The 23,030-nt window shown below is 63.0% G+C and carries 19 protein-coding genes; 16 read left to right on the plus strand and 3 right to left on the minus strand.

Translation table 11 applies throughout. The features are described 5' to 3' along the window. Positions 1 to 133 precede the first annotated feature (133 nt). Complete coding sequence (locus tag RPB_RS07670) at positions 134 to 1,630, minus strand: phosphomannomutase/phosphoglucomutase (RefSeq protein WP_011440421.1); 1,497 nt, start codon at positions 1,628 to 1,630, stop codon at positions 134 to 136. A 94-nt stretch (positions 1,631 to 1,724) separates the two neighbouring features. Next, the gene (locus RPB_RS07675; protein ID WP_011440422.1) at positions 1,725 to 3,137 is read right to left on the minus strand and encodes a mannose-1-phosphate guanylyltransferase/mannose-6-phosphate isomerase; all 1,413 of its coding nucleotides are present in this window, start codon (positions 3,135 to 3,137) and stop codon (positions 1,725 to 1,727) included. 180 nt (positions 3,138 to 3,317) lie between these two features. Between RPB_RS07675 and gmd the strand changes: the two genes are divergently transcribed. The 4 genes from gmd to RPB_RS07695 all read left to right on the plus strand — a co-directional run bounded on the left by gmd (position 3,318) and on the right by RPB_RS07695 (position 7,544). Then, positions 3,318 to 4,400: a GDP-mannose 4,6-dehydratase gene (gene gmd / locus RPB_RS07680; protein ID WP_011440423.1), complete on the plus strand. Its 1,083-nt coding sequence runs from the start codon at positions 3,318 to 3,320 to the stop codon at positions 4,398 to 4,400. Continuing rightward, a complete protein-coding gene (locus RPB_RS07685; protein ID WP_011440424.1) occupies positions 4,381 to 5,334 on the plus strand; it encodes a GDP-L-fucose synthase family protein in 954 nt (317 codons plus the stop codon). The genes gmd and RPB_RS07685 overlap by 20 nt, the downstream gene beginning before the upstream one ends. A gap of 266 nt (positions 5,335 to 5,600) precedes the next feature. Next, the gene (locus RPB_RS07690) at positions 5,601 to 6,407 is read left to right on the plus strand and encodes a hypothetical protein (RefSeq protein WP_198135160.1); all 807 of its coding nucleotides are present in this window, start codon (positions 5,601 to 5,603) and stop codon (positions 6,405 to 6,407) included. A 123-nt stretch (positions 6,408 to 6,530) separates the two neighbouring features. After that, positions 6,531 to 7,544, plus strand: coding sequence for a GDP-L-fucose synthase family protein (locus tag RPB_RS07695; protein WP_011440426.1), 1,014 nt, complete (start codon positions 6,531 to 6,533; stop codon positions 7,542 to 7,544). Between the two features lie 30 nt (positions 7,545 to 7,574). Here the strand turns inward: RPB_RS07695 and RPB_RS07700 are convergent, their stop codons facing one another. Beyond that, positions 7,575 to 8,792 carry a glycosyltransferase gene (locus RPB_RS07700; protein WP_011440427.1) on the minus strand — a complete coding sequence of 406 codons (1,218 nt, stop codon included), beginning with the start codon at positions 8,790 to 8,792 and terminating at the stop codon, positions 7,575 to 7,577. A 65-nt stretch (positions 8,793 to 8,857) separates the two neighbouring features. Between RPB_RS07700 and RPB_RS07705 the strand changes: the two genes are divergently transcribed. The 12 genes from RPB_RS07705 to asnB all read left to right on the plus strand — a co-directional run bounded on the left by RPB_RS07705 (position 8,858) and on the right by asnB (position 23,024). Next, the gene (locus tag RPB_RS07705; protein ID WP_198135161.1) at positions 8,858 to 9,964 is read left to right on the plus strand and encodes an STELLO glycosyltransferase family protein; all 1,107 of its coding nucleotides are present in this window, start codon (positions 8,858 to 8,860) and stop codon (positions 9,962 to 9,964) included. A 140-nt stretch (positions 9,965 to 10,104) separates the two neighbouring features. Further along, complete coding sequence (locus RPB_RS23755; protein ID WP_198135162.1) at positions 10,105 to 10,818, plus strand: TylF/MycF/NovP-related O-methyltransferase; 714 nt, start codon at positions 10,105 to 10,107, stop codon at positions 10,816 to 10,818. Then, on the plus strand, positions 10,815 to 12,296 hold the full coding sequence (locus tag RPB_RS07715) for a lipopolysaccharide biosynthesis protein (RefSeq protein WP_011440430.1): 1,482 nt from the start codon (positions 10,815 to 10,817) through the stop codon (positions 12,294 to 12,296). The genes RPB_RS23755 and RPB_RS07715 overlap by 4 nt, the downstream gene beginning before the upstream one ends. Before the next feature lie 35 nt (positions 12,297 to 12,331). Then, the gene (locus RPB_RS07720; protein WP_011440431.1) at positions 12,332 to 13,144 is read left to right on the plus strand and encodes a hypothetical protein; all 813 of its coding nucleotides are present in this window, start codon (positions 12,332 to 12,334) and stop codon (positions 13,142 to 13,144) included. A gap of 116 nt (positions 13,145 to 13,260) precedes the next feature. Beyond that, a complete protein-coding gene (locus RPB_RS07725; RefSeq protein ID WP_011440432.1) occupies positions 13,261 to 14,259 on the plus strand; it encodes an N-acetylneuraminate synthase family protein in 999 nt (332 codons plus the stop codon). Continuing rightward, on the plus strand, positions 14,256 to 15,413 hold the full coding sequence (gene neuC, locus RPB_RS07730) for a UDP-N-acetylglucosamine 2-epimerase (RefSeq protein ID WP_011440433.1): 1,158 nt from the start codon (positions 14,256 to 14,258) through the stop codon (positions 15,411 to 15,413). The genes RPB_RS07725 and neuC overlap by 4 nt, the downstream gene beginning before the upstream one ends. A gap of 31 nt (positions 15,414 to 15,444) precedes the next feature. Further along, the gene (locus RPB_RS07735; RefSeq protein WP_011440434.1) at positions 15,445 to 16,140 is read left to right on the plus strand and encodes an acylneuraminate cytidylyltransferase family protein; all 696 of its coding nucleotides are present in this window, start codon (positions 15,445 to 15,447) and stop codon (positions 16,138 to 16,140) included. Beyond that, the gene (locus RPB_RS07740; protein WP_011440435.1) at positions 16,140 to 17,852 is read left to right on the plus strand and encodes a hypothetical protein; all 1,713 of its coding nucleotides are present in this window, start codon (positions 16,140 to 16,142) and stop codon (positions 17,850 to 17,852) included. The genes RPB_RS07735 and RPB_RS07740 overlap by 1 nt, the downstream gene beginning before the upstream one ends. A 2-nt stretch (positions 17,853 to 17,854) precedes the next feature. Next, positions 17,855 to 18,571 (plus strand): class I SAM-dependent methyltransferase, encoded by a 717-nt coding sequence (locus RPB_RS07745; RefSeq protein ID WP_011440436.1) that lies wholly within the window; start codon positions 17,855 to 17,857, stop codon positions 18,569 to 18,571. An 18-nt stretch (positions 18,572 to 18,589) separates the two neighbouring features. Next, positions 18,590 to 19,885, plus strand: a complete 1,296-nt coding sequence (locus RPB_RS07750) for a glycosyltransferase (protein ID WP_011440437.1) — start codon at positions 18,590 to 18,592, stop codon at positions 19,883 to 19,885. A 56-nt stretch (positions 19,886 to 19,941) separates the two neighbouring features. Then, positions 19,942 to 21,129 (plus strand): glycosyltransferase, encoded by a 1,188-nt coding sequence (locus tag RPB_RS23760; RefSeq protein ID WP_198135163.1) that lies wholly within the window; start codon positions 19,942 to 19,944, stop codon positions 21,127 to 21,129. 8 nt (positions 21,130 to 21,137) lie between these two features. Next, the gene (gene asnB, locus RPB_RS07760) at positions 21,138 to 23,024 is read left to right on the plus strand and encodes an asparagine synthase (glutamine-hydrolyzing) (protein ID WP_041798070.1); all 1,887 of its coding nucleotides are present in this window, start codon (positions 21,138 to 21,140) and stop codon (positions 23,022 to 23,024) included. Positions 23,025 to 23,030: the final 6 nt, after the last annotated feature.

A 23,030-nucleotide genomic window follows, 5' to 3' on the forward strand; every position in this document is an offset into this window, starting at 1 on the left:
CACTGACCATCCGGCGAAAGACAGCGAGGCCCTCCGCCTGCTTCAGGTCGAGCGCAATCGCGCGCGTGTTGCGGGAGGTTCTGGAAGTCCGCCGCTCGGCGCGGTCCGTCGGGCCGCACGGCGCCGCGGCCGTTCAGATCGTCTGGTTGTAGGCGCCGACTTCCGGATGCCGGCGCAGCACGACGTTCACCGCCTCGAACATCTCGTGCATCCGCGCTTCCGACACCGGGCTTTCGACGACGACGACGAGTTCGGGCTTGTTCGAGGAGGCGCGGACCAGCCCCCAGCTGCCGTCCTCGCAGGTGACCCGGACGCCGTTGACGGTGACGAGGTCGCGGATCGGCTGTGCGGCGACCTTGTCGCCATTCGCCTGCGCGGCTTCGAAATGCTTCACCACCGCGTCGATCACGCCGTATTTGGTCTCGTCGTCGCAATGCGGCGACATCGTCGGCGACGACCAGGTCTTCGGCAGCGCGTTCTTGAGGTCCGACATCGACTTGCCGGGCGCGCGATCGAGCATCTCGCAGATCGCGATCGCCGACACCAGGCCGTCGTCATAGCCCCGGCCGGGCGGGACGTTGAAGAAAAAGTGGCCGGACTTCTCGAAACCGGCCAGCGCCTTCAATTCGTTGGTGCGGCGCTTCATGTAAGAATGGCCGGTCTTCCAATATTCCGTGCGCGCGCCCTGCGCCTGCAGCACCGGATCGGTGTGGAACAGCCCGGTGGACTTCACGTCGACCACGAACTGCGCGTCGGGCGTGATCGCCGACATGTCGCGCGCCAGCATCACCCCGACCTTGTCGGCGAAGATCTCCTCACCGGTGTCGTCGACCACACCGCAGCGATCGCCGTCGCCGTCGAAGCCGAGGCCGAGATCGGCCTTGTGCTGCAGCACCGCGTCGCGGATCGCGTGCAGCATCTCCATGTCTTCCGGATTGGGATTGTACTTCGGAAAGGTGTGATCGAGTTCGGTATCGAGTGGGATCACCTCGCAACCGATCGCCTCCATCACCTGGGGCGCGAACGCGCCTGCGGTACCGTTGCCGCAGGCGACCACGACCTTGAGCTTGCGCGCGAGTTTGGCGTGCTTGGTGAGGTCGGCGATATAGCGCGCCGGATAGTTCTCGTGAAACACATAGGAGCCGGCGCCGCTGGCGAACTGCGCGTTCAGCACGATCTCCTTGAGCCGGCCCATCTCGTCCGGCCCGAAGGTCAGGGGGCGGTTGGCGCCCATCTTGACGCCGGTCCAGCCATTGTCGTTGTGCGAAGCCGTCACCATGGCGACGCAGGGCACGTCCAGATCGAACTGAGCGAAATAGGCCATCGGCGTCACCGCCAGCCCGATGTCGTGGACCTTGCAACCCGACGACATCAAGCCCGCGATCAGTGCGTATTTGATCGAGGCGGAGTAGCCGCGGAAATCGTGTCCGGTGACGATTTCCTTGGGCTGGCCGAGTTCGGCGATCAGCGTGCCGAGCCCCATGCCCAGCGCCTGCACGCCCATCAGGTTGATCTCCTTGCCGAACAGCCAGCGCGCGTCGTATTCGCGGAATCCGGTCGGCTTCACCATCGGCTCGGATTCGTAGGCGTAGGTATTGGGAAGGAGTAGTGGCTTCGGCGGAGGAAACATGAAAGATCTCTGAGCTTCGCGGATTTGGCTCGCCGGCTGCGATAGCGCGGCGAGGCGCCATCGTCGGCGCCTGCGCCCGTCCGGTGCTCTCGGATCAGGCGCGTTGATAGTCGTCTTCGATTCTGACGATGTCGTCCTCGCCGAGATAGCTGCCGGTCTGGACTTCGATCAGCTCCAGCGGAATCTTGCCGGGGTTCTCCAGCCGGTGGGTTGCGCCGATCGGGATGTAGATCGATTCGTTTTCGTGAATAGTCTTGAAGCTGTCGTTGATCGTCACCAGCGCCGCGCCGCGCACCACGATCCAGTGCTCGGAACGATGGTGGTGCTTCTGCAACGACAAGCGTTCTCCAGCCTTGACGATGATGCGTTTGACCTGGTGACGATCGCCGTTGTCGAGCGACTGGTACGATCCCCAAGGACGGTGGACCTTGAGGTGGTGATCGGTCACTTCGGGGGCGACCGTCCTGAGCTTCGCGACCAGCCGCTTGAGCCCGTTCGCGTCCTTTTGACGAGAAACCAGAACGGCGTCCTGCGTCGCCACGACGACCAGATCATCGACGCCTTCGAGCGCCACCAGCGTGCCGTCTGTCGAAACGTTGCAGTTGCGGCAGTCCTCGAACACGGCCGTGCCTTGCGCGGCGTTACCGCTCTCGTCCTTCTGCGACAGTTCCCACACCGCGTGCCAGGAGCCGACGTCGGACCAGCCGCACGACACCGGGACGACCGCAGCGAGCTTGGTCTTCTCCATCACGGCGTAGTCGATCGAGATCGATTTGGCCTTGCCGAACGCATCCGGTTCGAGCGTGACGAAGCCGAGATCCTGTCCCGCCAAGGATACTGCGTCGGAAATCGTCTGCACGCTTTCGGCGTCGAGGTTGCGATACTCGTCGAGCAGGATGTCCGCGCGAAACATGAAGTTTCCGCTGTTCCAGAGATAGCCGAGCCGGAAATAGTCGGCCGCCGTCGCGGCGTCCGGCTTTTCGACGAATCTCTCCACGGCGCGGACATCGTCGGCGATCGCGTCGCCTGCGCTGATATAGCCGTATTCCGTCGCGGCACGATCGGGGTTCACGCCGAAAGTGACAATCCGCCCGGAATTGGCCGCCGAAAGACCCTTGCGGCAAGCCTCGACGAATGCCGGGTTGTCGCGAACGACGTGATCTGCGGCGAGCGCCAGGACGACCGCGTCGGTGTCTTGCTGCTGCGCGAACACGGCGCCCGCGGCGATTGCCGGGCCGGAATCCCGCCGCGAAGGTTCGAGCAGGACATCGGCGTCGAGGCCGAGCTCCGCGAGCTGCTCGCGAACCATGAACCGATAGGCCACGCTGGTGATCACAATCGGTCGTCCGAACAAGGTCGAATCGGCTACCCTGAGCAGGGTATCCTGAAAGGTCGAACGTGGTCCGAACAACGGTAGGAATTGCTTGGGGCGGACCTCGCGGGAAGCCGGCCACAATCGTGTTCCGGCCCCGCCACACATGATAAGGGGGGTGATCTTCTTGGTCATCGTCCCATTCCTGAGGCGACCCTGAATAGCAACTGCGAATAGGCAAGGCAAACTCAATCGGGTGCGTCCTCCCTATTTGATTGATCGAATGGGGGCATGCTAAGTCTTCGGCCTTCTTTCCAGAGAGTGGTCTCTGGCGGGCGGCTTGCAGCCCCTCGCGTCGGCGCAAGAGGAGTTAATTTGGCTAATCCGAGTTCGAAACGAGTTGCGCTCATCACTGGGGTCACGGGGCAGGACGGCGCATATCTTGCCGAATACCTGCTGGGGCTCGGTTACACCGTCCACGGGGTCAAGCGTCGATCATCCTCCTTCAACACCGGGCGGATCGATCATCTTTACCAGGACCGTCACGCGGCCAATGTGCCGTTCCTCCTCCACTACGGAGACATGACCGACGCCACCAATCTGATCCGTCTGATTCAGGAAATTCAGCCAGACGAAATCTACAACCTGGCGGCGCAGAGTCATGTTGCGGTGAGTTTCGAGAGCCCGGAGTATACCGCCAATTCCGACGCAATCGGCGTCCTGCGCTTGCTGGAGGCGATCCGGATTCTCGGGATGGAAAAGAAGACGCGCTTCTACCAGGCGTCCACGTCCGAGCTCTACGGGCTCGTCCAGCAAATTCCTCAGACGGAGAAGACGCCGTTTTATCCGCGCTCGCCCTATGCGGTCGCGAAATTATACGGCTACTGGATCACGGTCAATTATCGAGAAGCCTACGGAATGTTCGCCTCGAACGGCATCTTGTTCAATCACGAGAGCCCGATCCGGGGCGAAACATTCGTGACGCGCAAGATCACGCGGTCGATCGCCCGCATCGAACTGGGTGTCGAAAATTGTCTGTATCTCGGAAACCTCGATGCGAAGCGCGATTGGGGACATGCCAAAGACTATATCGAGGGCATGCACAAGATTCTCCAGGCGAGCGAGCCGGACGATTTCGTGCTGGCGACGGGCGAGACCCGGTCGGTGCGCGAATTCGTCGAAGTGGCGTTCTCGGAACTGGGCCGCAGCATCGAATGGCAGGGCCAGGGGTTGGACGAGATCGGCATCGACAAGGCGTCGAACAAAGTGGTCGTTCGGATCGACGCGAATTATTTCCGGCCCACCGAGGTCGAGCTGCTGATCGGCGATGCCACCAAGGCTCGTGAGAAACTCGGCTGGACGCCGAAGACGACTTTCGCCGAGCTGGTGAAGGAGATGGTGGCGAGCGATCTGGCGATCGCCCGACGAGAGGCCGAGAATGGCAAATCTGCCGTTTGAGCTGAAGGGCAAGCGGATCTACGTCGCTGGTCACGCCGGCATGGTCGGGGGCGCTTTGATGCGTCGTCTCGAGCAGGAAGACGTGGAAACGCTCGTCGCGGCGAGGGCCGAACTGGATTTGCGGGATCAAGCGGCGGTCAATGGCTGGTTCGCGAGCCATCGTCCCCAGGTCGTGTTCCTGGCCGCGGCGAAAGTCGGCGGCATTGCCGCCAACGACGCGCTGCGCGGCGAATTCATCTACGACAACATCATGATCGCAGCCAACGTGATCCACGCTGCGCACCGCGTCGGCGTCGAGAAGCTGATGTGTCTCGGGTCATCCTGCATCTTTCCGAAGTTTGCGCCGCAGCCACTTCGAGAGGAGGCGCTGCTGACGGGACTGCTGGAGCCGACCAACGAACCCTATGCGATTGCCAAGATTGCCGCGATCAAGCTGGTCGAGGCCTATCGAAGTCAGTTCGGCTCCGATTTCATCAACGTCATGCCGACCAACGTGTACGGTCCGGGGGATAATTTTCATCCCGAATACAGTCATGTCGTGGCTGCATTGATCCGACGCTTTCACGAAGCAAAGATGGCCGATGCCACCAACGTGCTGGTCTGGGGATCGGGAACGCCGCGTCGCGAGTTCCTGTACGTCGACGATCTCGCGGACGCCTGTGTGCACCTCATGAGGAATTACTCCGATCCACAGTTCATCAATGTCGGAACCGGAACCGATCTGACGATCGCCGAATTGGCGAAGGTCATCGCATCGGTGGTCGGGTATGCCGGTGAGATCAGCTTCGATTCCTCTCGTCCGGATGGCACCCCACGGAAGTTGCTCGATGTCAGCCGGCTCACCGGCCTGGGTTGGCGCGCGCGGACGTCACTGCAAGACGGAATTCGACTGGCCTACGAGGCGTTCATCGATCGGCCTGCGAGCAGGGCATGACCGGATCTCCGGATCGTTCGCCCGATCGGCTGGTGGTGTGAGCATGACGTTGCGAAGGCCTAATCCGGGATCGGGAACGCGCATTCGTCGAACCGCGCCGCGCCCTGCGCGTCGACAGTTTCACGAGGATGGATCAAGACAACCGAAGGGACTCTCCAAGGATGGATAGCTCAAACTCTTCGGGCCCTCGGCAACTCGACGTCATGTCCGTCGAGCGGGCCGATCGTCCCCGCCATGTCGGGACGGTGCGTCGGCAGGTCGTTCGGGTGTCATGGCTTCCGTCCGTGGTGGTCGATCTGCTGCACGATTTCGGGACGGCACTGCAGAAGGTCGCGAACGTCCTGAGGTTCGAACGGTTCTGGACCGAGAAGGTCAGAAACGACGATCGCGTCGTCGTGGTGCCGACCTTCAACAAGCAGCTCGGCAAGAAACCAATCTGGAATGCCGCGCTGAATTGGATCAATGCGAATTCGACGTCCGGTACAATTCTCGAGTTCGGTACCAATAATGGCGGCTGGCTGAAATACTTCACGGATCACCTGCCGGAGAAGTTTCACCTGGTGGGCTTCGATTGCTTCGAGGGACTGCCGGAGGCATGGGACGGTCTGCCGGCGGGGTCGATCAAGGGTTTCGGCGCTCCGGTGGAGCTTTGGGCGGACGATCCAGCGGCGCGCGCCAAGGTGATCGCCGATGCCGCCGCGGGCATTCGATTTCCGCCGCCGCCGCAGCCGAACGTCTCGATCGAGTCGGGCCTGTTCAGCGAATCGCTGCCCCGCTTCCTCAGCGCCGGCTGGCCGCACGATCTGCGTCTCGTGCACTTCGACGCGGATCTCTACATTTCGACGCGTCCGGTTCTCGATACGCTCTGTGGATCGTTGAGGCATCGTTATCTGATCCTGTTCGACGAGTTCTATTCGGTCAATCACGAGTTCAAGGCGTGGTACGAGTTCGTTGCGTTGTACAAGTTGCGCGACTGGCGGGTGATCGCGACCAGCGAGGACGGCTCGCAGGTTCTGATCGAGGTCAATTCCCGCTCCGCCGTCGATGTTCCGGACGTCGGCGCCACGTCGTGAATCGGGAATTTCAAGCGTCTGGCGTCAACTTGTGTCCCATGTCGTTGATGCCTATAAGATCGATCTTGCGAGCGCCCGCGGCCGGTCGAAACCGTCGAAGAGGCGCAATGGAGTTGATCCTCAATGGCAGGTTTAGCCTTTGATCTGACGGGCCGCCGCGTCTGGGTGGCGGGCCATCGTGGCATGCTGGGATCCGCGTTGGTGCGACGGCTTTCGCGTGAGAATTGCGAGATTCTGACCGTCGGACGTGATGAACTCGATCTGCGCCACCAGACCAAGGTGCAGGAGTGGTTCAGCTCCGAACGCCCGGACGTGGTGATCCTCGCCGCAGCTCGGGTCGGCGGCGTCCTCGCGAACAGCAAATATCCGGCCAGCTTTCTCTCCGACAATCTCTCGATACAGGACAACGTCATTCAGTCCGCCGCCGCGGCCGGAGTGAAGAAACTGCTGTTCGTCAGTTCGTCCTGCGTCTACCCGCGACTGGCGAGCCAGCCGATCGAAGAAGATGCGTTGCTGACCGGAGCCCTGGAGCCCACCAATCGGTGGTACGGCGTCGCCAAGATCGCCGGCATGATGCAATGCGCGGCCTACCGCGAGCAATACGGCTGTGATTTCATCGCGGCCGTGCCTGGAAACCTCTACGGGCCGGGCGATTACTTCGACAAGGAGAATTCCCACGTCATCCCCGCGTTTCTCCGGCGCTTTCACGATGCGGTCACCACGGGAGCCGACGAGGTCGCGGTCTGGGGCAGCGGCACCGCGCGGCGAGAGTTCGTCTTCGTCGACGAGTGCGCCGACGCGTTGGTGTTCCTTCTGCGCTCCTATTCGTCCGGCGAGATCGTCAACATCGGAAGCGGAGTCGATGTCTCGATCAGCGAACTCGCGCACCTCGTCGCGGATGTGACCGGCTTTCGGGGGCGCATCGCGTTCGATACGTCGCAACCGGAAGGAGCGCCCCGGCGCCTGCTCAGCACGAAGCGGCTCGGTGAGCTGGGTTGGCAATCGCAGATGCAATTGCGGGAAGGCCTGAGCAGGACCTATCAGTGGTTTCTGGACAATCATTCGGCGGGAACGGTGCTGCGCGGCTACGAGACGGCGGACACCAGCCGAGACGTCGATACGATCAGGACGCGCTGACGGATTGCGGTTCGCCGATGGTCGCTGTCGTCATCGCGGCGCGACGAGGTGGGACGTCACTCTCGCCATGAAATCGCCGGCGGCGCGGTCGGGGTGAAAATTCTCGCGATATGCGCGCTGGCCTGCCTCGCCGATGCGCCGGGCCCACGCCTCGTCCTCGAACGCGCGTCGCATGCGCGCGACGAACGCGTCGCCGTCGCCGGCCAGCGCGGCCGTTTGATCGTCGACCAGAGCCGGGTTTCCGAGCGCGACATTTCGATGCGCGATGACCAGCGCGCCCTGACTCATCGCGTAGAGCACACGAGTCCTGTTGCCCACAGGTACGTCGATCGGGACCAGCACGCCGTGGCAGGCCATCAGCGTCGCGGGCAGGTCTTCGACGAAACCGACCTGCACGAACTCCGGCTTGTCGGCGATCGCGGAAGCGAACCACGAAGGGATGTTGCCTCGGCCGGCGATCAGAATGCGGAATCCGTTCGGTCCCCAATGTCTGATCAATTTCGGATAGGCCTTGGCGATCATGAAATGCAACGCGGAGCGCGATCCCAGTCCCACCAGGTTGCCGAAGAACATGAATGTCGGCACCGCCGGCTTGGCATGCGGTGCAACCGGCGCGTCGTTCACCGGCCAAGGGTAGGGGCGGTAGCTGTGGTTGCTCAGCCCGAGGCCGGCGATCTGCTTGACGGACGATGCGGCTGATACCAGGACCTCATCGAACTGCGCCAGCACATCGGCATAGACCCGTCGCCAATTCCGAGCGGCGAGCCAATATTTCGCGAAGGTCACGATCTGCCAGGGATGTTCCTGCAGATTGTAGAGGCCATGGTAGTAGGTCGTCTCGAAGTTGAGATCGCCGAGCCACACCAGTTTGCGTGGCGCTGTGATGGTCGTCGCGAACCAGGCCGGGAGGATATCGAAGGCGATCACCAGATCCGCTTGGAACGCGTTGGCGGCGGCATGTGCATCTTCGGTTCCCGCGCGGTTCAGCCGATGCGAGGTGGCGCCTTGCGTAACCAGCTTCGCCGGCCGGGCGACCACTATCTGGAAGTGATCGTTGCCGGCTGCGGCACGATACGCGTCGCAGGCCTCCTCGCTCTTCGGGTCGGCGTCGAGCAGGACGACGTGCAGTACATCGACGTCGGCGTGACGAATTGGTGCGATGAAATTGTGGATGATAACCAGGCTTGCGCCGTCCCGCTCATCCGGAACGCCGAAGGTGCACAGCACGATGCGCTTACGTCGACTCAAACGACAATCCTCCGCTCGCGCAGGACATGCCGGGCTGTCGCCGAGCCACTCTTCCGCGGCGCATTTTGCTTGATATCCGAGGGATTGTTTGCGAAGAACAGCTGCCTGAAATCAGCCCCGACAGTCAGCGCAGCCTTCATTTCCAGCCACTATTACACGGTTCAGCCGAAATGAATCAAGCCATAATCGTCACGTCGATCAACGCGCCGAATCCGGTGATGAAGGCGATCGCCAAGGATGCGAACCCCGCGGGATTCGATTTCATCGTGGTCGGAGACACCAAGACTCCCGACGGCTTTGCGATCGACGGATGTCGATTTCTGAGCATCGACGAGCAGCTTTCGTCCGGCTTGAAGTACGCCAGGGTCGCCCCGATGGCGAGTTATGCGCGCAAGAATGTCGGATACCTGTCGGCGATCAGTCGTGGCGCGCAAATGATCGCGGAAACGGACGACGACAACTTTCCGCGGCCGGCATTCTTCGAGGAGCGCCGTCGTCGTCAGACCGTGCCGACGGTTGCCGGCGCCGGATGGGTCAACGCCTATCGGTATTTTTCAGACAGCAACATTTGGCCCCGAGGTCTGCCGCTCGATCATATTCAACGGGCCGTTCCGGAATGGGAGGCGTTGCCGGTCGGCGACGTCGACAGTCCGATTCAGCAGGGGCTCGCCGACGAGAACCCCGACGTCGATGCGATCTACCGGCTCGCCCTGACGCTGCCGCAGAATTTTCGCACCGATCGGACCGTGGCGTTCGGCGAAGGGGCCTGGTGTCCGTTCAACAGTCAGAACACCAGCTGGTGGCCGGACGCATTCCCGCTGATGTATCTGCCCGCCACCTGCAACTTCCGGGTGACCGACATCTGGCGCAGCCTGATCGCCCAGCGGATCGCGTGGCAGAACGGCTGGCACATTCTGTTTCACGGCCCGACCGTGTGGCAGGATCGCAACGAACACGACCTGATGGCGGATTTCGAGGACGAGATCCCGGGCTATCTCAACAATCATCGCATTCGGCTGATGCTGGAACAGTTACCGTTGCAGGGTGGCGTGGCCAATATCGCCCACGATCTGCATCGGTGCTACGAAGCGATGCTCGGTCTCGGTCTCGTGACCGCCGCTGAAATGACGTTGCTCGAGGCCTGGATCGAAGACATCCAGCGCGTCGGGTGAGCCGATCGGTGATGTCGAGCGCCAATCTCTGTTCTGCAATCTGAGAAGTGAATCCGATGGGCTCGATCAATTGGCTGGACCGTCTGAGAACCGCATTGCTGCCGGCTTACCGATTGTTTCCCGACAGCTGGAAACCGCTCGTGCGCGATACGTTTCGGATGCTGCAGATATCGCGGCTGTCGGCGCGCGGAAGGTGGTTGCGGACCTATGCGAGGCATATCGACGCCGAACGCGAGTACCTGTTCCTGTGCATCGCTCGTTTCGCGAACGTCAATCGGCCGATCGAAGGTTACTACATGGAATTCGGCTGCTTCTCGGCCAAGACCATGCGGCTCGCTTACGACAGCTTCCATCATCTCTTCGATTGGCAATATATCGGCTTCGACTCGTTCGAGGGCCTGCCCGAGATCGCCGCGATCGATCGGCAGGAGGCCTGGCAGAAAGGGAAGCTGGCGACCGCCGAGGAGAACTTCGTCCGGATCTGCCGTCGCCACGGAATCCCGGCCGAGCAGTTGCGGACGGTCAAGGGGTTCTATTCGGAATCCCTGACGCCGCGCCTTGCCCAAGAGCTGCTACCCAGAAAAGCCGCAGTCATCTATGTCGACTGCGACCTCTATCTGTCGACGGTTCCGATTCTGTCGTTCGCGGTCGATTTTCTGCAGGTCGGCACGATCATCGTGTTCGACGACTGGAATTGCTTCGTCGCCGATCCGGACCGCGGTGAACGGAGAGCCTGGCGGGAGTTCCGCGAGGCTCATCCTCGGTTCCGGTTCGAGCCTTTCGTTCAGACGGGGATGCAGATGTCTTTCGTTTGCGTCGGGACGTCCGACGCCGCAGCCGATCCGGCGCGGTGAGACTGATCGCCGCGATCCGCGGCCGCTTGGCCGGCCGCATGATCGTGTTTCTGATCGCGACCTGCGTTCAGGTCGTTCTCGCGATAGCGCTGCTGCCGCTGACCACGGTGGTGCTCACCGCGGCCGATTTCGGCACATACGCCCTGCTGATGTCGGTCGCCGCCTTCGCCAATGCGCTGGGCGACGGCGGCGGCAGTCTCGCGTTGCCGGCGCACTACGCTGTGGAGCCGGCCCACGAGCGTCGCGCGATGCTGGCGAGCTTCTTTGTGGTGTCGTTTTGCCTGAGCTCGGCGGTGGCGATTGTCTTCGTCATCGCGGCGCCGCAGCTCGGCGCTTTCCTCGGCGACGCCGACGGCAAGGGTTTCGCGTGGTCGATCGTCGGGTTGACCGCCGTGCTGATTCCGTTGCGCGCCGCGTCCGCGCTCGCAACCACGGTGTTTTCGGTGAGCGGTCGCGGCAACGCGATCGCGGCGCAGATGGTGGCGCAGGCGATCGGGACGTTTGTCGGCACGCTTGTCTGTCTGTTCGGGCTGCATCTGGGTGTGGTTTCGCTGTTCGGCGGCGCCGTGATCGGGCAACTCGCCGCGCTGTCGGTTTCGGTCGCAGCACTCGGCGCACAGCCGTGGGCTTCGCCGACGAAACGTTGGCTGCGGGTCGTCCGGCACAACGCGCCCACCGCGGCCTTTGCCGGTGTGACTGACGGCGCGCGCGGGATCGGCGAGAATGCTCTGATCGGAAGCCATCTCGGTCTGGCGGCGGTCGGCATCCTCAGCCATGCGCGATTGTACTACGGCATGTTGCTCAGCGCGTCGAACGCCGTTGCTCATAACGTCTGGTCGGTTTCGCTGGCGGAATCACGCGAGGACGGCCGCGCCTTCGCGAGGACGGAGGCTGCCTGGACGCCGGTGCACATGGCTTTCACGCTGTTCGGCGTCGGTTTCGTGTGTGCCGGAACGGAATTTGTGTCGATGTTGACGAACGATCGTCTGACGCCGGCTGCGCTGTATGTACCCTGGCTGGTGATTGTGCTTCTCGTCCACATATCGGGGCGCGCGCAAGCCGCGGTGCTGTATGCCCGCGGCGCGGCCCCGCTCGTGAGCCGTACGCGTGCCATCCTTTCGCTGGCAATTCTGGCCGCGCTGCCGTTCGTGATCGGCAGTTTCGGCGGTATCGGTCTACAACTCGGACTGTCTGGCGCGGTTGCCGCGCTGATCCTGGAAGCCGCGCTGTTTCGCGGCTATCTGCGCTGGAAATCGGGCAAGTTCGCCGGACCGATGGTTTTCCAGGATGGTTGGGCGTTCGGCGGAATTGTCTTGATCGCCTTGTCGTGGTTACTGTCAGCCGCGCTGCAACCCTCGTTGCCCGTTCGTGCGATATTCTTTGGCGTTGTCGTGGTTGCGACGATCGCGGTCGAGCGAAAGCGGCTTGCCGAAATGCTCAATGCGCTCCACAGGCTCTACAAAGCCGCCCATTCGTGAGTCCGGCGGGACCATCTTGCTCCGAGAATGACGTCATGATCGATGTGAAGAAAGATACGGAATCGGCGCTTCGCGATGCGGCGGAAGTGACGGCAGAACTCGTGCTCAATGGCTATGTCGAGAAATGGGTCGAGGGAGCGATCTTTCCGAGTGAGATGGCGTTCTTCCTCGCAAAATGCATGGTGGAAGGCGTCACGACCGTGGTCGAGTCGGGTCGTCAGGACGGCTACTCCACGGAAATCCTCGGAGATTGGGCGAGCCGCGATGGCCGTCGGATCATCTCGATCGATCTCGAGGATGACGCGGCGCGTGCGGCCGCGTGCCGGCGGCGGCTGTCGCCCTGGCCGATCGAGCTCATCAAGGGAAGTGCGTATGAGCAGTTCGGGCGCTGGACGAAGAGAACGCCGGATGGTCCGGTCGGCTTCCTGGCTGACGGCCCGAAAGGTTGGCCGGCCATCTCGATGATGGCGGCGGCCACCACGGATCGCGTTCGAGTCGTCGCGTTGCATAATCTGACGATCGGTAGCGGCGAGCGCGCTCTGTTCGAGCAGATTGGCGGCAAGCAGGCGTTTTACGAGCATGCGATCGTAGCGCCCGGGCCGCGCTGGACCGAACTGCGAAACCGCGAGATGAACTTCGCCAGCGCAGCCGATGCACAACGATCGCTGGATGTGTCGTCACTCGGCGTTCTGTCTCTGGATGCGGATCGGAGGGGGATGTTCCGGGGGCTCTGGCGTCCGGAGTTCGGCCTGCATCAACCGGCCGCTGTCAGAACGCTCTGGAACCTCGGTTTGGCGGTCGCGAGTACCAAACTATACGGGCTGTCGTTTCGCCTGTTGGGGCGCTGAGCAAGGGGGCGGCGCCGCGCGTTCCGGGACCGCCGCCCGCCCTTGATTGAATCTTCGCACTCCGGTATGCCCACATCGGGCTCCAAGGAGTACATCCGCCTAGAAAGCTTGAAAGCATGCCCGCAACAAGTAATCCGTATATCATTGCGGAAATCGGTTCGGTTCACGACGGGTCGTTCGGCAATGCCTGCCGTCTGCTCGAGACCGCCGCAGAATGCGGGGCGGATGCGGTCAAGTTTCAGACCCATATCGCAGAGGCGGAAACGCTGCCGAACGCGCCGTCGCCCTCCTACTTCTCGGCAGAGCCGCGCACTGCCTATTTCAAGCGGACCGGGTTCTCGCCCGAGCAGTGGCGCGCGCTCGCGGCGCTCGCGAAATCAACGAAGGTCGACTTTTTGTCCTCGCCGTTCTCGCTCGAAGCGGTGGATCTGCTCGAAGACGTCGGTGTCGCCGCCTACAAGATTCCCTCCGGCGAAGTCAGCAATATTCCCTTGCTCAGCCGCATCGCGCAGACCGGAAAGCCGGTCTTTCTGTCGTCGGGCATGAGCAATTGGGAAGAGCTCGATGCGGCGGTCGGCGCCCTGCGCGGATCGGCGCTCACCTTGTTGCAATGCACCTCCAAGTATCCCTGTCCGCCGGAGCAGGTGGGACTGAATGCGATGTGCGTCATGAGAGAGCGCTATGGCATCCCCGTCGGCTATTCGGACCACACGCTCGGATTTGCGGCGCCAATCGCCGCCGTCGCCCTCGGCGCCACGGTGATCGAAAAGCACTTCACATTCTCCAAGCTGATGTACGGCAGCGATGCGAAGAACAGCATGGAGCCGGACGAGTTTCGGCGGCTTTGCCGAGAGCTCAAGGAGACCGCCCGGATCATCGCCAGCCCGGTCGACAAGGACGATTTGTCGTCGCTGTCCGACATGAAGCTGATCTTCGAGAAGAGCATCGTCTCGGCGACCGATCTGCCGGCCGCAACCGAAATCGAGATGCGTCATCTGGCTTTCAAGAAGCCGGGCGACGGGATCTCTGCGGCAAAGTACAAGGACGTGATCGGGCGACGCATCGTTCGGGCGTTGCCGCGCGACCACAAGTTCGCATACGAGGACTTCGAATGACCAAACGGAAAATCTGCGTGGTCGTCGGGTCGCGTGCCAATTACAGTTCCATCAAATCGGCGATGCGTGCGATCCAGGATCATCCTGCGCTCGAACTGCAATTGATCGTCGCCGCCTCCGCGGTCCTCGATCGATACGGATCGGTGGTGAACCTGATCGAGAAGGACGGCTTCCGGCCGCACGCGCGGGTCACCATGCTGATCGAGGGCGAGACCCCCGCGACCATGGCGAAATCGACCGGGCTCGGGCTCATCGAACTTCCGACTTTGTTCGAGCAACTCGGGCCGGACGTCGTGCTCACCGTGGGCGATCGTTTCGAAACGATGGCCACGACGTTGGCTGCCGCCTACATGAATATTCCCGTCGCTCACACCATGGGCGGTGAAGTCAGCGGTACCATCGACGAGAGCATCAGGCACGCCGTCACCAAGTTCGCTCATATCCATTTCCCGGCGAGCCAGGGCGCGGCCGAACGCATCATCAAGCTCGGCGAACTGCCTCGGCACGTCCATATGGTCGGCTGTCCGCGCATCGACCTGGTTGCGGAAATCCTCGGGCGTTCGAGCGGCGGACTCGATGCCGGTCTGTTTGATCTGGGGGTCGGCCAGCAGTTTTCGGTCGATGAGCCCTTCGCTCTGGTTTCCCAGCATCCCGTGACCACCGAATACGGAACCGGCGAGGCGCAGATCACGCTGACGCTCGAGGCGGTTCGCGAACAGGGCCTCGCGGCCATCGTGCTGTGGCCGAATGCCGACGCGGGGTCCGACGATATCTCCCGTGGTATTCGGAAGTGGCGCGAGCGCAAGCTGGACGACCGAATGCACTTCTTCAAGAATTTGCCGATCGAGACCTACGTCAATCTGATGCGTTCCGCGGCGTGCCTGGTCGGCAATTCGAGCAGCGGCATCAGGGAGGGCGCCTATATCGGCACTCCGGTCGTCAATATCGGCACCCGGCAGCACATGCGTGACCGCGGCGACAACGTGATCGACGTCGGCTACGACAAGAAACAGATTTCCGATGCGATCGCCAGGCAAGTCGAGCACGGCCGCTACGCGATGGATCCGATTTACGGAGACGGAACCGCGGGCACGAAGATCGCCGACATACTCGTCACGGAGAGGGTGGACGTCCAAAAGTGTATCACCTATTGAGTCACGGCCTCCGGACGCGGACGCTGGTGAGATGACGCTCGCTGCTGTCATCCCGGCACGCGGCGGGTCGAAGGGCATCCCGCGTAAGAATCTCGCGCTGTGCGGCGACCGTTCGCTGCTCGCCTGGACCGCGCAGGCCGCGCTGGAGTCGCAGGTGATCGACGTCGCCATGCTCTCGACGGATGACGATGAGATCGCCGACGCGGGCAGGGCGCTGGGGCTGGACGTGCCGTTCAGGCGACCGGCCGAGTTGGCCGGGGACGCGGCCCCGATGCTCGGGGTGATGCAGCACTGCCTCGCCCATCTGCGCCGTGACGGCACGGACGTCGAGGCGCTCGTCTTGCTGCAGCCGACGTCGCCATTCCGCCGCGCCCATCATGTCCGGGAAGCAGTCCAGAGATTTCGCGCCGGCCAGGCGGCGACCCTGGTCAGCCTCGTGAGGGTCCCCCATCGCTTCGTGCCCGAAGGTCAAATGCGCGAGCAGGGTGGCGAGGTGGTCCCGTATTTCGGCGGCGATATCGGAAAGACGCGACGTCAGGACAAGGAGGTGCTGTTCGGTAGAAACGGGCCGGCCATCCTGATCGTGCGCGCATCCGTTCTCGACTCGGGCAGTCTCTACGGCCATCCGACGATCGGCTTTGAAATGGACGAAATTTCGTCGATCGACATCGATGCGCCGGAAGACCTCAGGCTCGCGGATCATCTGTTGCGAACGGGCTATGCGTGATGTCGCGATTGTTCGAGATGCTTCGCCGCACGCCGTTGGCCGGTCCGGTTGCGGACATCGCCAGCGTCGTGAGACCACCCCATGGCGGGCTGAAGCTGTGGCAGGACGCGCGAACGACGTATCGAAACGCCGCCTTTGCGCGTGACTTGCCCGCGCCGGCGGCGGATGCTCCGCTGTTGCTGGTGTTGAGCATGTCGAACAACACCTACGCCACGAAGCTGGAATGCATGCAGGCGCTGGCGCTGCGCCGGCGGGGCTGGCGCGTGAGCGTGTTGACCTCGAATCTCTACTCGCATGCCAAACGGATTTTCCGGGCTTACGGGATCACCGATTTCGTGGCCTTCGAGGACCTCGTCGCGGGACAGCGGGCGCGCAGCGCAATGGCTGCCGAGACGGAACGTCGGGCGGCGTCGCCGATGGATTTCCAGTCGGTGATGGCCTGGACGTATCGCGAAGCGTGGATCGGTCCGCAATTGCTGTCGTCGGTCTCGCGCCGGCAGTTCGACGGGGCGCCCGATCCGCGCGATCCCGAGATTCGTGAGGCGTTGCTGAAACTGCTGGCGCAGTCGGTGTGCTTCGTGCACGCCGCCGAGGATTATCTTGCGCGGGCCAGGCCGGCGCTGATCCTGGTCAACGAGCCGAACTACCACGTGCTCGGTCCGTTCGTGGATGTCGCCATTGCGCGGGCCATCCCGACGATTCACTTCACGCAGCCGTCCCGTGAGGACGCCCTGGTGCAGAAGAAACTGACGCCGATCACGCGTCGGATTCATCCGAATTCGATCACGCCCGAGACGCTGGATCGTTTGATGCAGCAGCCGTGGGGCAGCGAGCAGGATCGCAGGCTCGATCTGGAATTCGAGCAGCGCTACGGTGGCGCCTGGAAAGTGCAGGCGCGCAATCAGCCGGGCACGGTCGATATCTCCGCGGACGAGGTCGCCGCACAGCTCGGTCTCGATCCGTCCAAGCCCACGGCGGTGCTGTTTTCGCACGTGTTGTGGGACGCCAATCTGTTTTACGGCAAGGACATATTCGAGAACTACGGCGAATGGTTCATCGAAACCGTCAAGGCCGCGGTCGCCAATCCGCGGCTGAACTGGCTGGTCAAGCTGCATCCGGCCAATATCTGGAAGCGCAAGCTCTCCGGCACCACCGACGAATACGGCGAATTGCGGTTGATCCGCGAGCACATCGGCGCATTGCCGGACCATGTCAAGATTCTGCCGGCGGACACCAAGATCAGCACGATGTCGCTGTTCAGGATGGTCGACGTCGGCATCACGGTCCGCGGCAGCATCGGTTATGAGCTGCCGTGCTTCGGGGTGCCGGTGGTGACTGCTGGAACAGGGCGCTATTCGGGATTCGGATTCACCGAAGATTGCACCAGCCGCGCGCAATATCTGGACAGACTGGCGCACCTCGAAACCATCGAGCGGCTCGATCCGGCGCAGGTCCGCCGCGCCAGGGTTCATGCGCACGCGCTGTTCGCCCTCCGGCCCTGGATATACCGAAGTTTCAGGACGGTGATCGGCGCCGACCCGGTCGATCCGCTGTTTCAGAATCTGGTGCCCACCGTCGCGACCGACGGCGAAGTCGCCGCGAACGCCGATCTGGACGACTTTGCAGCTTGGGCGGAACAGCCGGCTGCGATAGATTATCTCGCCCCGCTCGAGCAGCCCGCCGTCTCGTGCTCGGCGAAAGCCATGGATTGATCATGCCAGCCACGCCACGTCCGACTCCGCTGCAATGGGACAACGAGACGTTGTCTCGTTTTTGGGGTTATCATTCGCAGTTTCCCGAGAACTACTTCAGCTATCAAAAAGGTCGCGACGTCGTCGGATATGTCAGCAGCGGACTGCCGACAGGGGCGACCGTGCTCGACTACGGCTGCGGTCCGGGTCATCTGCTCCCGCATTTGCTCGATGCGGGATTCGTGGTGCAGGGCGCCGATATTTCGCTCGAAACGATGGGCTCGGCGGTCGAGCTGGGATCGCGGCAGAACTTCCTGGGCTTTGCGACGATCGATGATCTCGTCAAAGGAGCGCGCCGGTTCGACGCCGTGTTCTTGCTCGAGGTCGTCGAGCATCTGGACGACCGCTGGCTCGACCTGACGTTGAAGCAGGCGCGGGAGCTCCTCAAAGAGAACGGCCAGCTGATTGTGACGACGCCGAACGAGGAAGTGCTCGAGGACAGTGTGGTCTATTGCCCCGTGTCGAATGTCGTCTTTCACAGGTGGCAGCATGTGCGGAGTTGGTCGTCGGCCTCGCTCAGCGAGTGCCTGTCGGCGCATGGTTTCCGCGAGGTGAAGACCGAGGCCAGGACATTTTCGCAGCCGCGGTCGCCGGACGTTTCGATGCTGCGCTACCGTGTCTCCGGCCTGCTCAACCGTTTTCGCAAGCCACAATCGCTGATTTCCATCGCGCGCAAGTAGCATGGATCGTTCCTCGTCATGAAGCCGCTCTCGGTGGTGCATCTGGCCCAGTCCGACAGCGAGGGCGGAGCGAACAAGGCGGCCTATCGCATCCACAAGAATTTGCAGACGCTCGGGCTTCGCTCGACGTTCCATGTCGGTCGCAAGCTTCGCGATGATCCGTCGGTCGTGCCGGCGCATTGGCCCGGTGTCGGCAGGCTTGGCAGCGACGTGGTCGCCTATCTCAATGCGCGGACGCTGAGGAGCTATCCGCACCGGCTCGGAACGCCGTTTTCGCCGTCGTGCCTGCGCTATGGGCACCTGGACCGTGGGCTGATCGCCGGCGCCGACGTCGTCTGCGCGCACTGGATCGCCGGCGCCTTTCTGAATTTCGGGCAGTTGAAGGGCATAGCAGCACCTTTGGTCTGGAGGCTTTCGGACATCTGGCCGTTCAGCGGCGGGTGCCATTATCCCGGGGGCTGCTCCGGCTTCGAGCGGGCCTGTGGGGGCTGTCCGCAGCTCGGCAGCACCGAGGAGCACGATCTGTCGCGGAGGGGCCTGCGGGCGCGGGAAGCCGCCTATGGCGACCTCGATCTGACCATCGTCGCCCCGAGCCGCTGGATCGCCGGTCTGGCGGGCCGTTCCAGCCTGTTTGGCGGCCGGCGGATCGAACATATTCCGACCGGTGTCGATCTGCAGGTGTTTCGGCCGCGCGACCGGCTGGCGGCGCGCCACACGATCGGACTGCCGGAGAGCGGTACGATCGTCCTGTTCGGCGCTCTGAGCGCGACGGACGATCCGCGCAAGGGCTATGCGCATCTGCTGCGGACGATCGAGAACCTCGCGGCTGCCGGCCGCAGGGATCTCTCGCTGGTCGTTTTCGGCGGCGCCACCCAGGGGGCCGCCACCTCGATCGCCGGTTACCCCGTCCATCACCTCGGCAGCATCGGCAGCGAGGAACGGCTGGCGGAGATCTATTCCGCCGCGGACGTGCTGATCGCGCCGTTTCTGGAAGACAACCTGCCGAACGTGGTGCTGGAGGCGGTCGCCTGCGGGACGCCGGTCGCCGCATTTGCCGCGGGCGGTATCCCGGATGCGATCGACCATCAGGTGAACGGCTATCTGGCATCGACGGGCGACGATGCGGAGCTCGCGCGGGGGGTGGCCAGCCTTCTCGATCGCCCCGATGCTGCACACGTGCGGAGCGCCGCACGCCGGCTTGCGGAGACCCGATTCGACCTGCTGGACTGTGCGCGACGCTACATCGCCCTGTTCGAGGAACTCGCCGAGGCGTCTCGTTCGCAAATTGACAAGACCGCCGGGCGACGACATTGATGGATGCAAATCGGCCGGGCCACCGATCCGGCGACGGAATTGATCCGAAGCCGTCCGTGACGGACGACGCTCCAACCACTCGACCGGCCAGAAATTCCGCGCAGCCCCCCATGCCAGTTTCAGTCGCGCACGTCCTGCGAACCTATGGCGTCCATGGCGGCGAGCGTCAGCTGGCGCGGCTGTTCGCGGCCGAGGATCCCGCCCGCTATAAGATCACCTTCCTCTCCATCTACAACAACCCCGAATGCGAGGACTACTTCGCGCGAATTCCGGGATTGCGGCAGAAGATCGTGCTCGGATTGAAGGCGCCGGTGTTTCCTGCGCTGCGCAGCGAGATGCTGCTGCTGCTGTTGGTGCTTCCGGTGCTTCAGGTGCGAATGCTGTATCTGCTGGCCGCGGGTCGGCATCGAATCTGCGTGGCGCACGGCATTCAGGCCGCCGCCGCGTGCTGGCTCGCGGCATGGTTCATGCCGCGCATTCGCTTTGTCTATGTCCACCGCGGCACCAAGTCGGAAGCCGGATCCCATCCGATCTTCAAGCTGCTCTACAGGCCGTTCGACGTCGTCGCCGGCGTATCCGTGGCGACCGCCGCGTCGCTGACGTCGCTGGTTCGCGGCGGGAGGGTGCTGACCCTCGAGAACGGCATCGATTGGCAGGCCTTTGTCAGCGCCGCGGCCGATTGCGAAAGGCATCATCCGCCCGGGATCGTGACCCTGATTTCGTCGGCACGGCTGCTTCCACACAAGGCCCAAGCGTTTCTGTTGCAGGCGTTCGCCGTGCTGGTGCGCGAACGGCCGAATGTCGAACTGATCGTCGCCGGCGACGGACCGGAGCGGGACAATCTGATCGCCCTGGCGGGGCGGCTGGGCATCGCCGACAAGGTCCGGTTCCCCGGCCACGTCACCGACATCAATTGCCGTATCGTCAACAGCGATATCTTCGTTCATGCCTCCGAGGTGGAGGGGATGAGCAACGCCGTCCTCGAAGCCATGACGCTGGGGCTGCCGAGCGTCGTGGTCGATGCGCCCGGCGTCTCCGAATGTCACATCGAGGGCGACACCGGATTCATTGTCGAGCGGAATCCGAATGCGATGGCCGCCAGGCTGATCGCGCTGATCGACGATGCCGAATTGAGGGCCAGAATGGGTCGCCGGGCGCGGCAGCGCGTTGAGGAGCAGTATTCGATCGCGGCGAATGTCGAGCGATATCACGCGATGTATGCGGAACTGTTGGCGGGCGCCTGATGTGTGGATTGGCGGGCGGCATCTGGCGCGACGACAGACTGCTGGCACCATCGATCGGCGCCGCTGCGCTCGCCGCCCTGGCGCATCGCGGGCCCGACGCCGAGGGAGAACACCGCGAAGCCGGCGTCTTTCTGGGGCACCGGCGGCTCAGCATCATCGATCTCGATCCCCGATCGACGCAGCCGATGCATCTGGGGCCGCTGAGCATCGTCTTCAACGGGGAAATCTACAACTACCGCGCGCTGCGTGCGGAGCTCGAGCGTGGCGGCTGTGTATTCCGCACGGAATCCGACACGGAAGTTCTGCTCCAGGCCTTCGCGCGCGACGGACTCGATTGCCTGCAGACCCTGGAAGGGATGTTCTCGTTTGCGATCTGGGACCGCAGCGCGCGGCGCCTGACGCTGGCGCGCGATCGCTACGGCGAAAAGCCGATGGTTGTGTTCGAGGATGGCGAGAAGCTGCTGTTCGCGTCCGAGATTCCGGCGATCGAACGGCTGGCGGGCGACGGCGATCTCGTGATCGATCGGGCCGCCTTGCCGCTGCTGTTCCGCTTTTCCTATTTGCCGGCGCCGTTCACGCCGTTCGAGCGGATGAAGCAGATCAAGCCCGGCTGCTGGCTGCAACTGACCGTCGACGACTGGACGATCCGCGAGGGCTCCTACTACCAGCTCACCACCGGCGGCGCCCCGCTCCGGAAGGCCGAGCCGTCGTTCGACGCCGCGAAGACGCAATTGCGGCGGCTGCTGACCGAATCCGTCGAACAGCGCCTGGCGGCCTCGGACGTCCCGATCGCGACCTTTCTCAGCGGCGGGCTTGATTCCTCGATCATCGCCAGCATTGCGGCCGGGATCGCCGGCGACCGGATGACGGCCTATTCGATCGGATTTCCCAACGATCCCGCGTTCGATGAAAGTCCGTATGCGCGATTGCTGGCCGCCCGCTATCCCCGGATCGACCATCGGGTGATCGACGTGACCGAGGAACGGCTCGCCGATTTCACCGACCGGACCCTCGGGCTCCTGGGCGAACCCTATGCCGATGCATCGCTGATTCCGACGGCCTTTCTGTGCTCGCATGTCGGCGAGAAGGTCATTCTGGGAGGCGATGGCGCCGATGAGCTGTTCGCCGGATACGGCGTGTATTCGGCCATGCAGGTGAGTGCGCGCATCCCGGGCTGGATCAAGCGGGTGCTCCGCCGCCTGCCGACACACGGCAATCCCGCCAGCATCGGCAACTCGAAGTTGCGGGCGGCGGCCTTCTTCCGCATGCATATGCGGGATACCGCGGGCGAGGAATATTTATCCTGGCGCTCCTACGCGTCGCCGGAGCAGTTGCAGTCGCTCGGGTTTTCGAACGCCGATGCGTGCGCGCTGCCGGGCGATCTCGTCGACCTCGACCTCCACACGCTGCGCGACATGCTGGTGACGGACATCCGCTTCAATCTGCCGGCCGATATGCTGAAGAAGGTCGATCTGGCGAGCATGCAGCACGGACTCGAAGTGCGCTTGCCCTTTCTGGACTCGCGGCTGGTGGCGTTTGCGCTGGGGCTTCCCGACAAGTTCCTGATCAACGGCGGGGTGCGCAAACACATACTGCGCGAGAGTTTCCGCTCCGACCTGCCGCCCGAAATCCTGACCCGGGGCAAGAAGGGATTCCTGCTGCCGATCCGCAAATGGATGAGGGATGGCCGTATCCGCGACGAGCTTCTGGACCTGGCCGCCCGCCAGACCACGCTGGATTCGCGGGCCATCGAGCGATTTGCGACCGAGCACCGCGAATTGCGAGCCGATCATTCCCAGCTGCTGTGGGCGTGCTATGTCTTTCTGAAATGGACGGGCAGGCGAAACGGCAACCGGTCCGATCGGGGATCGATCAGCTCGGAGATCGCTGGATAAAATTCC

The organism is Rhodopseudomonas palustris HaA2, from assembly GCF_000013365.1.
Lineage (GTDB): Bacteria > Pseudomonadota > Alphaproteobacteria > Rhizobiales > Xanthobacteraceae > Rhodopseudomonas > Rhodopseudomonas palustris_J.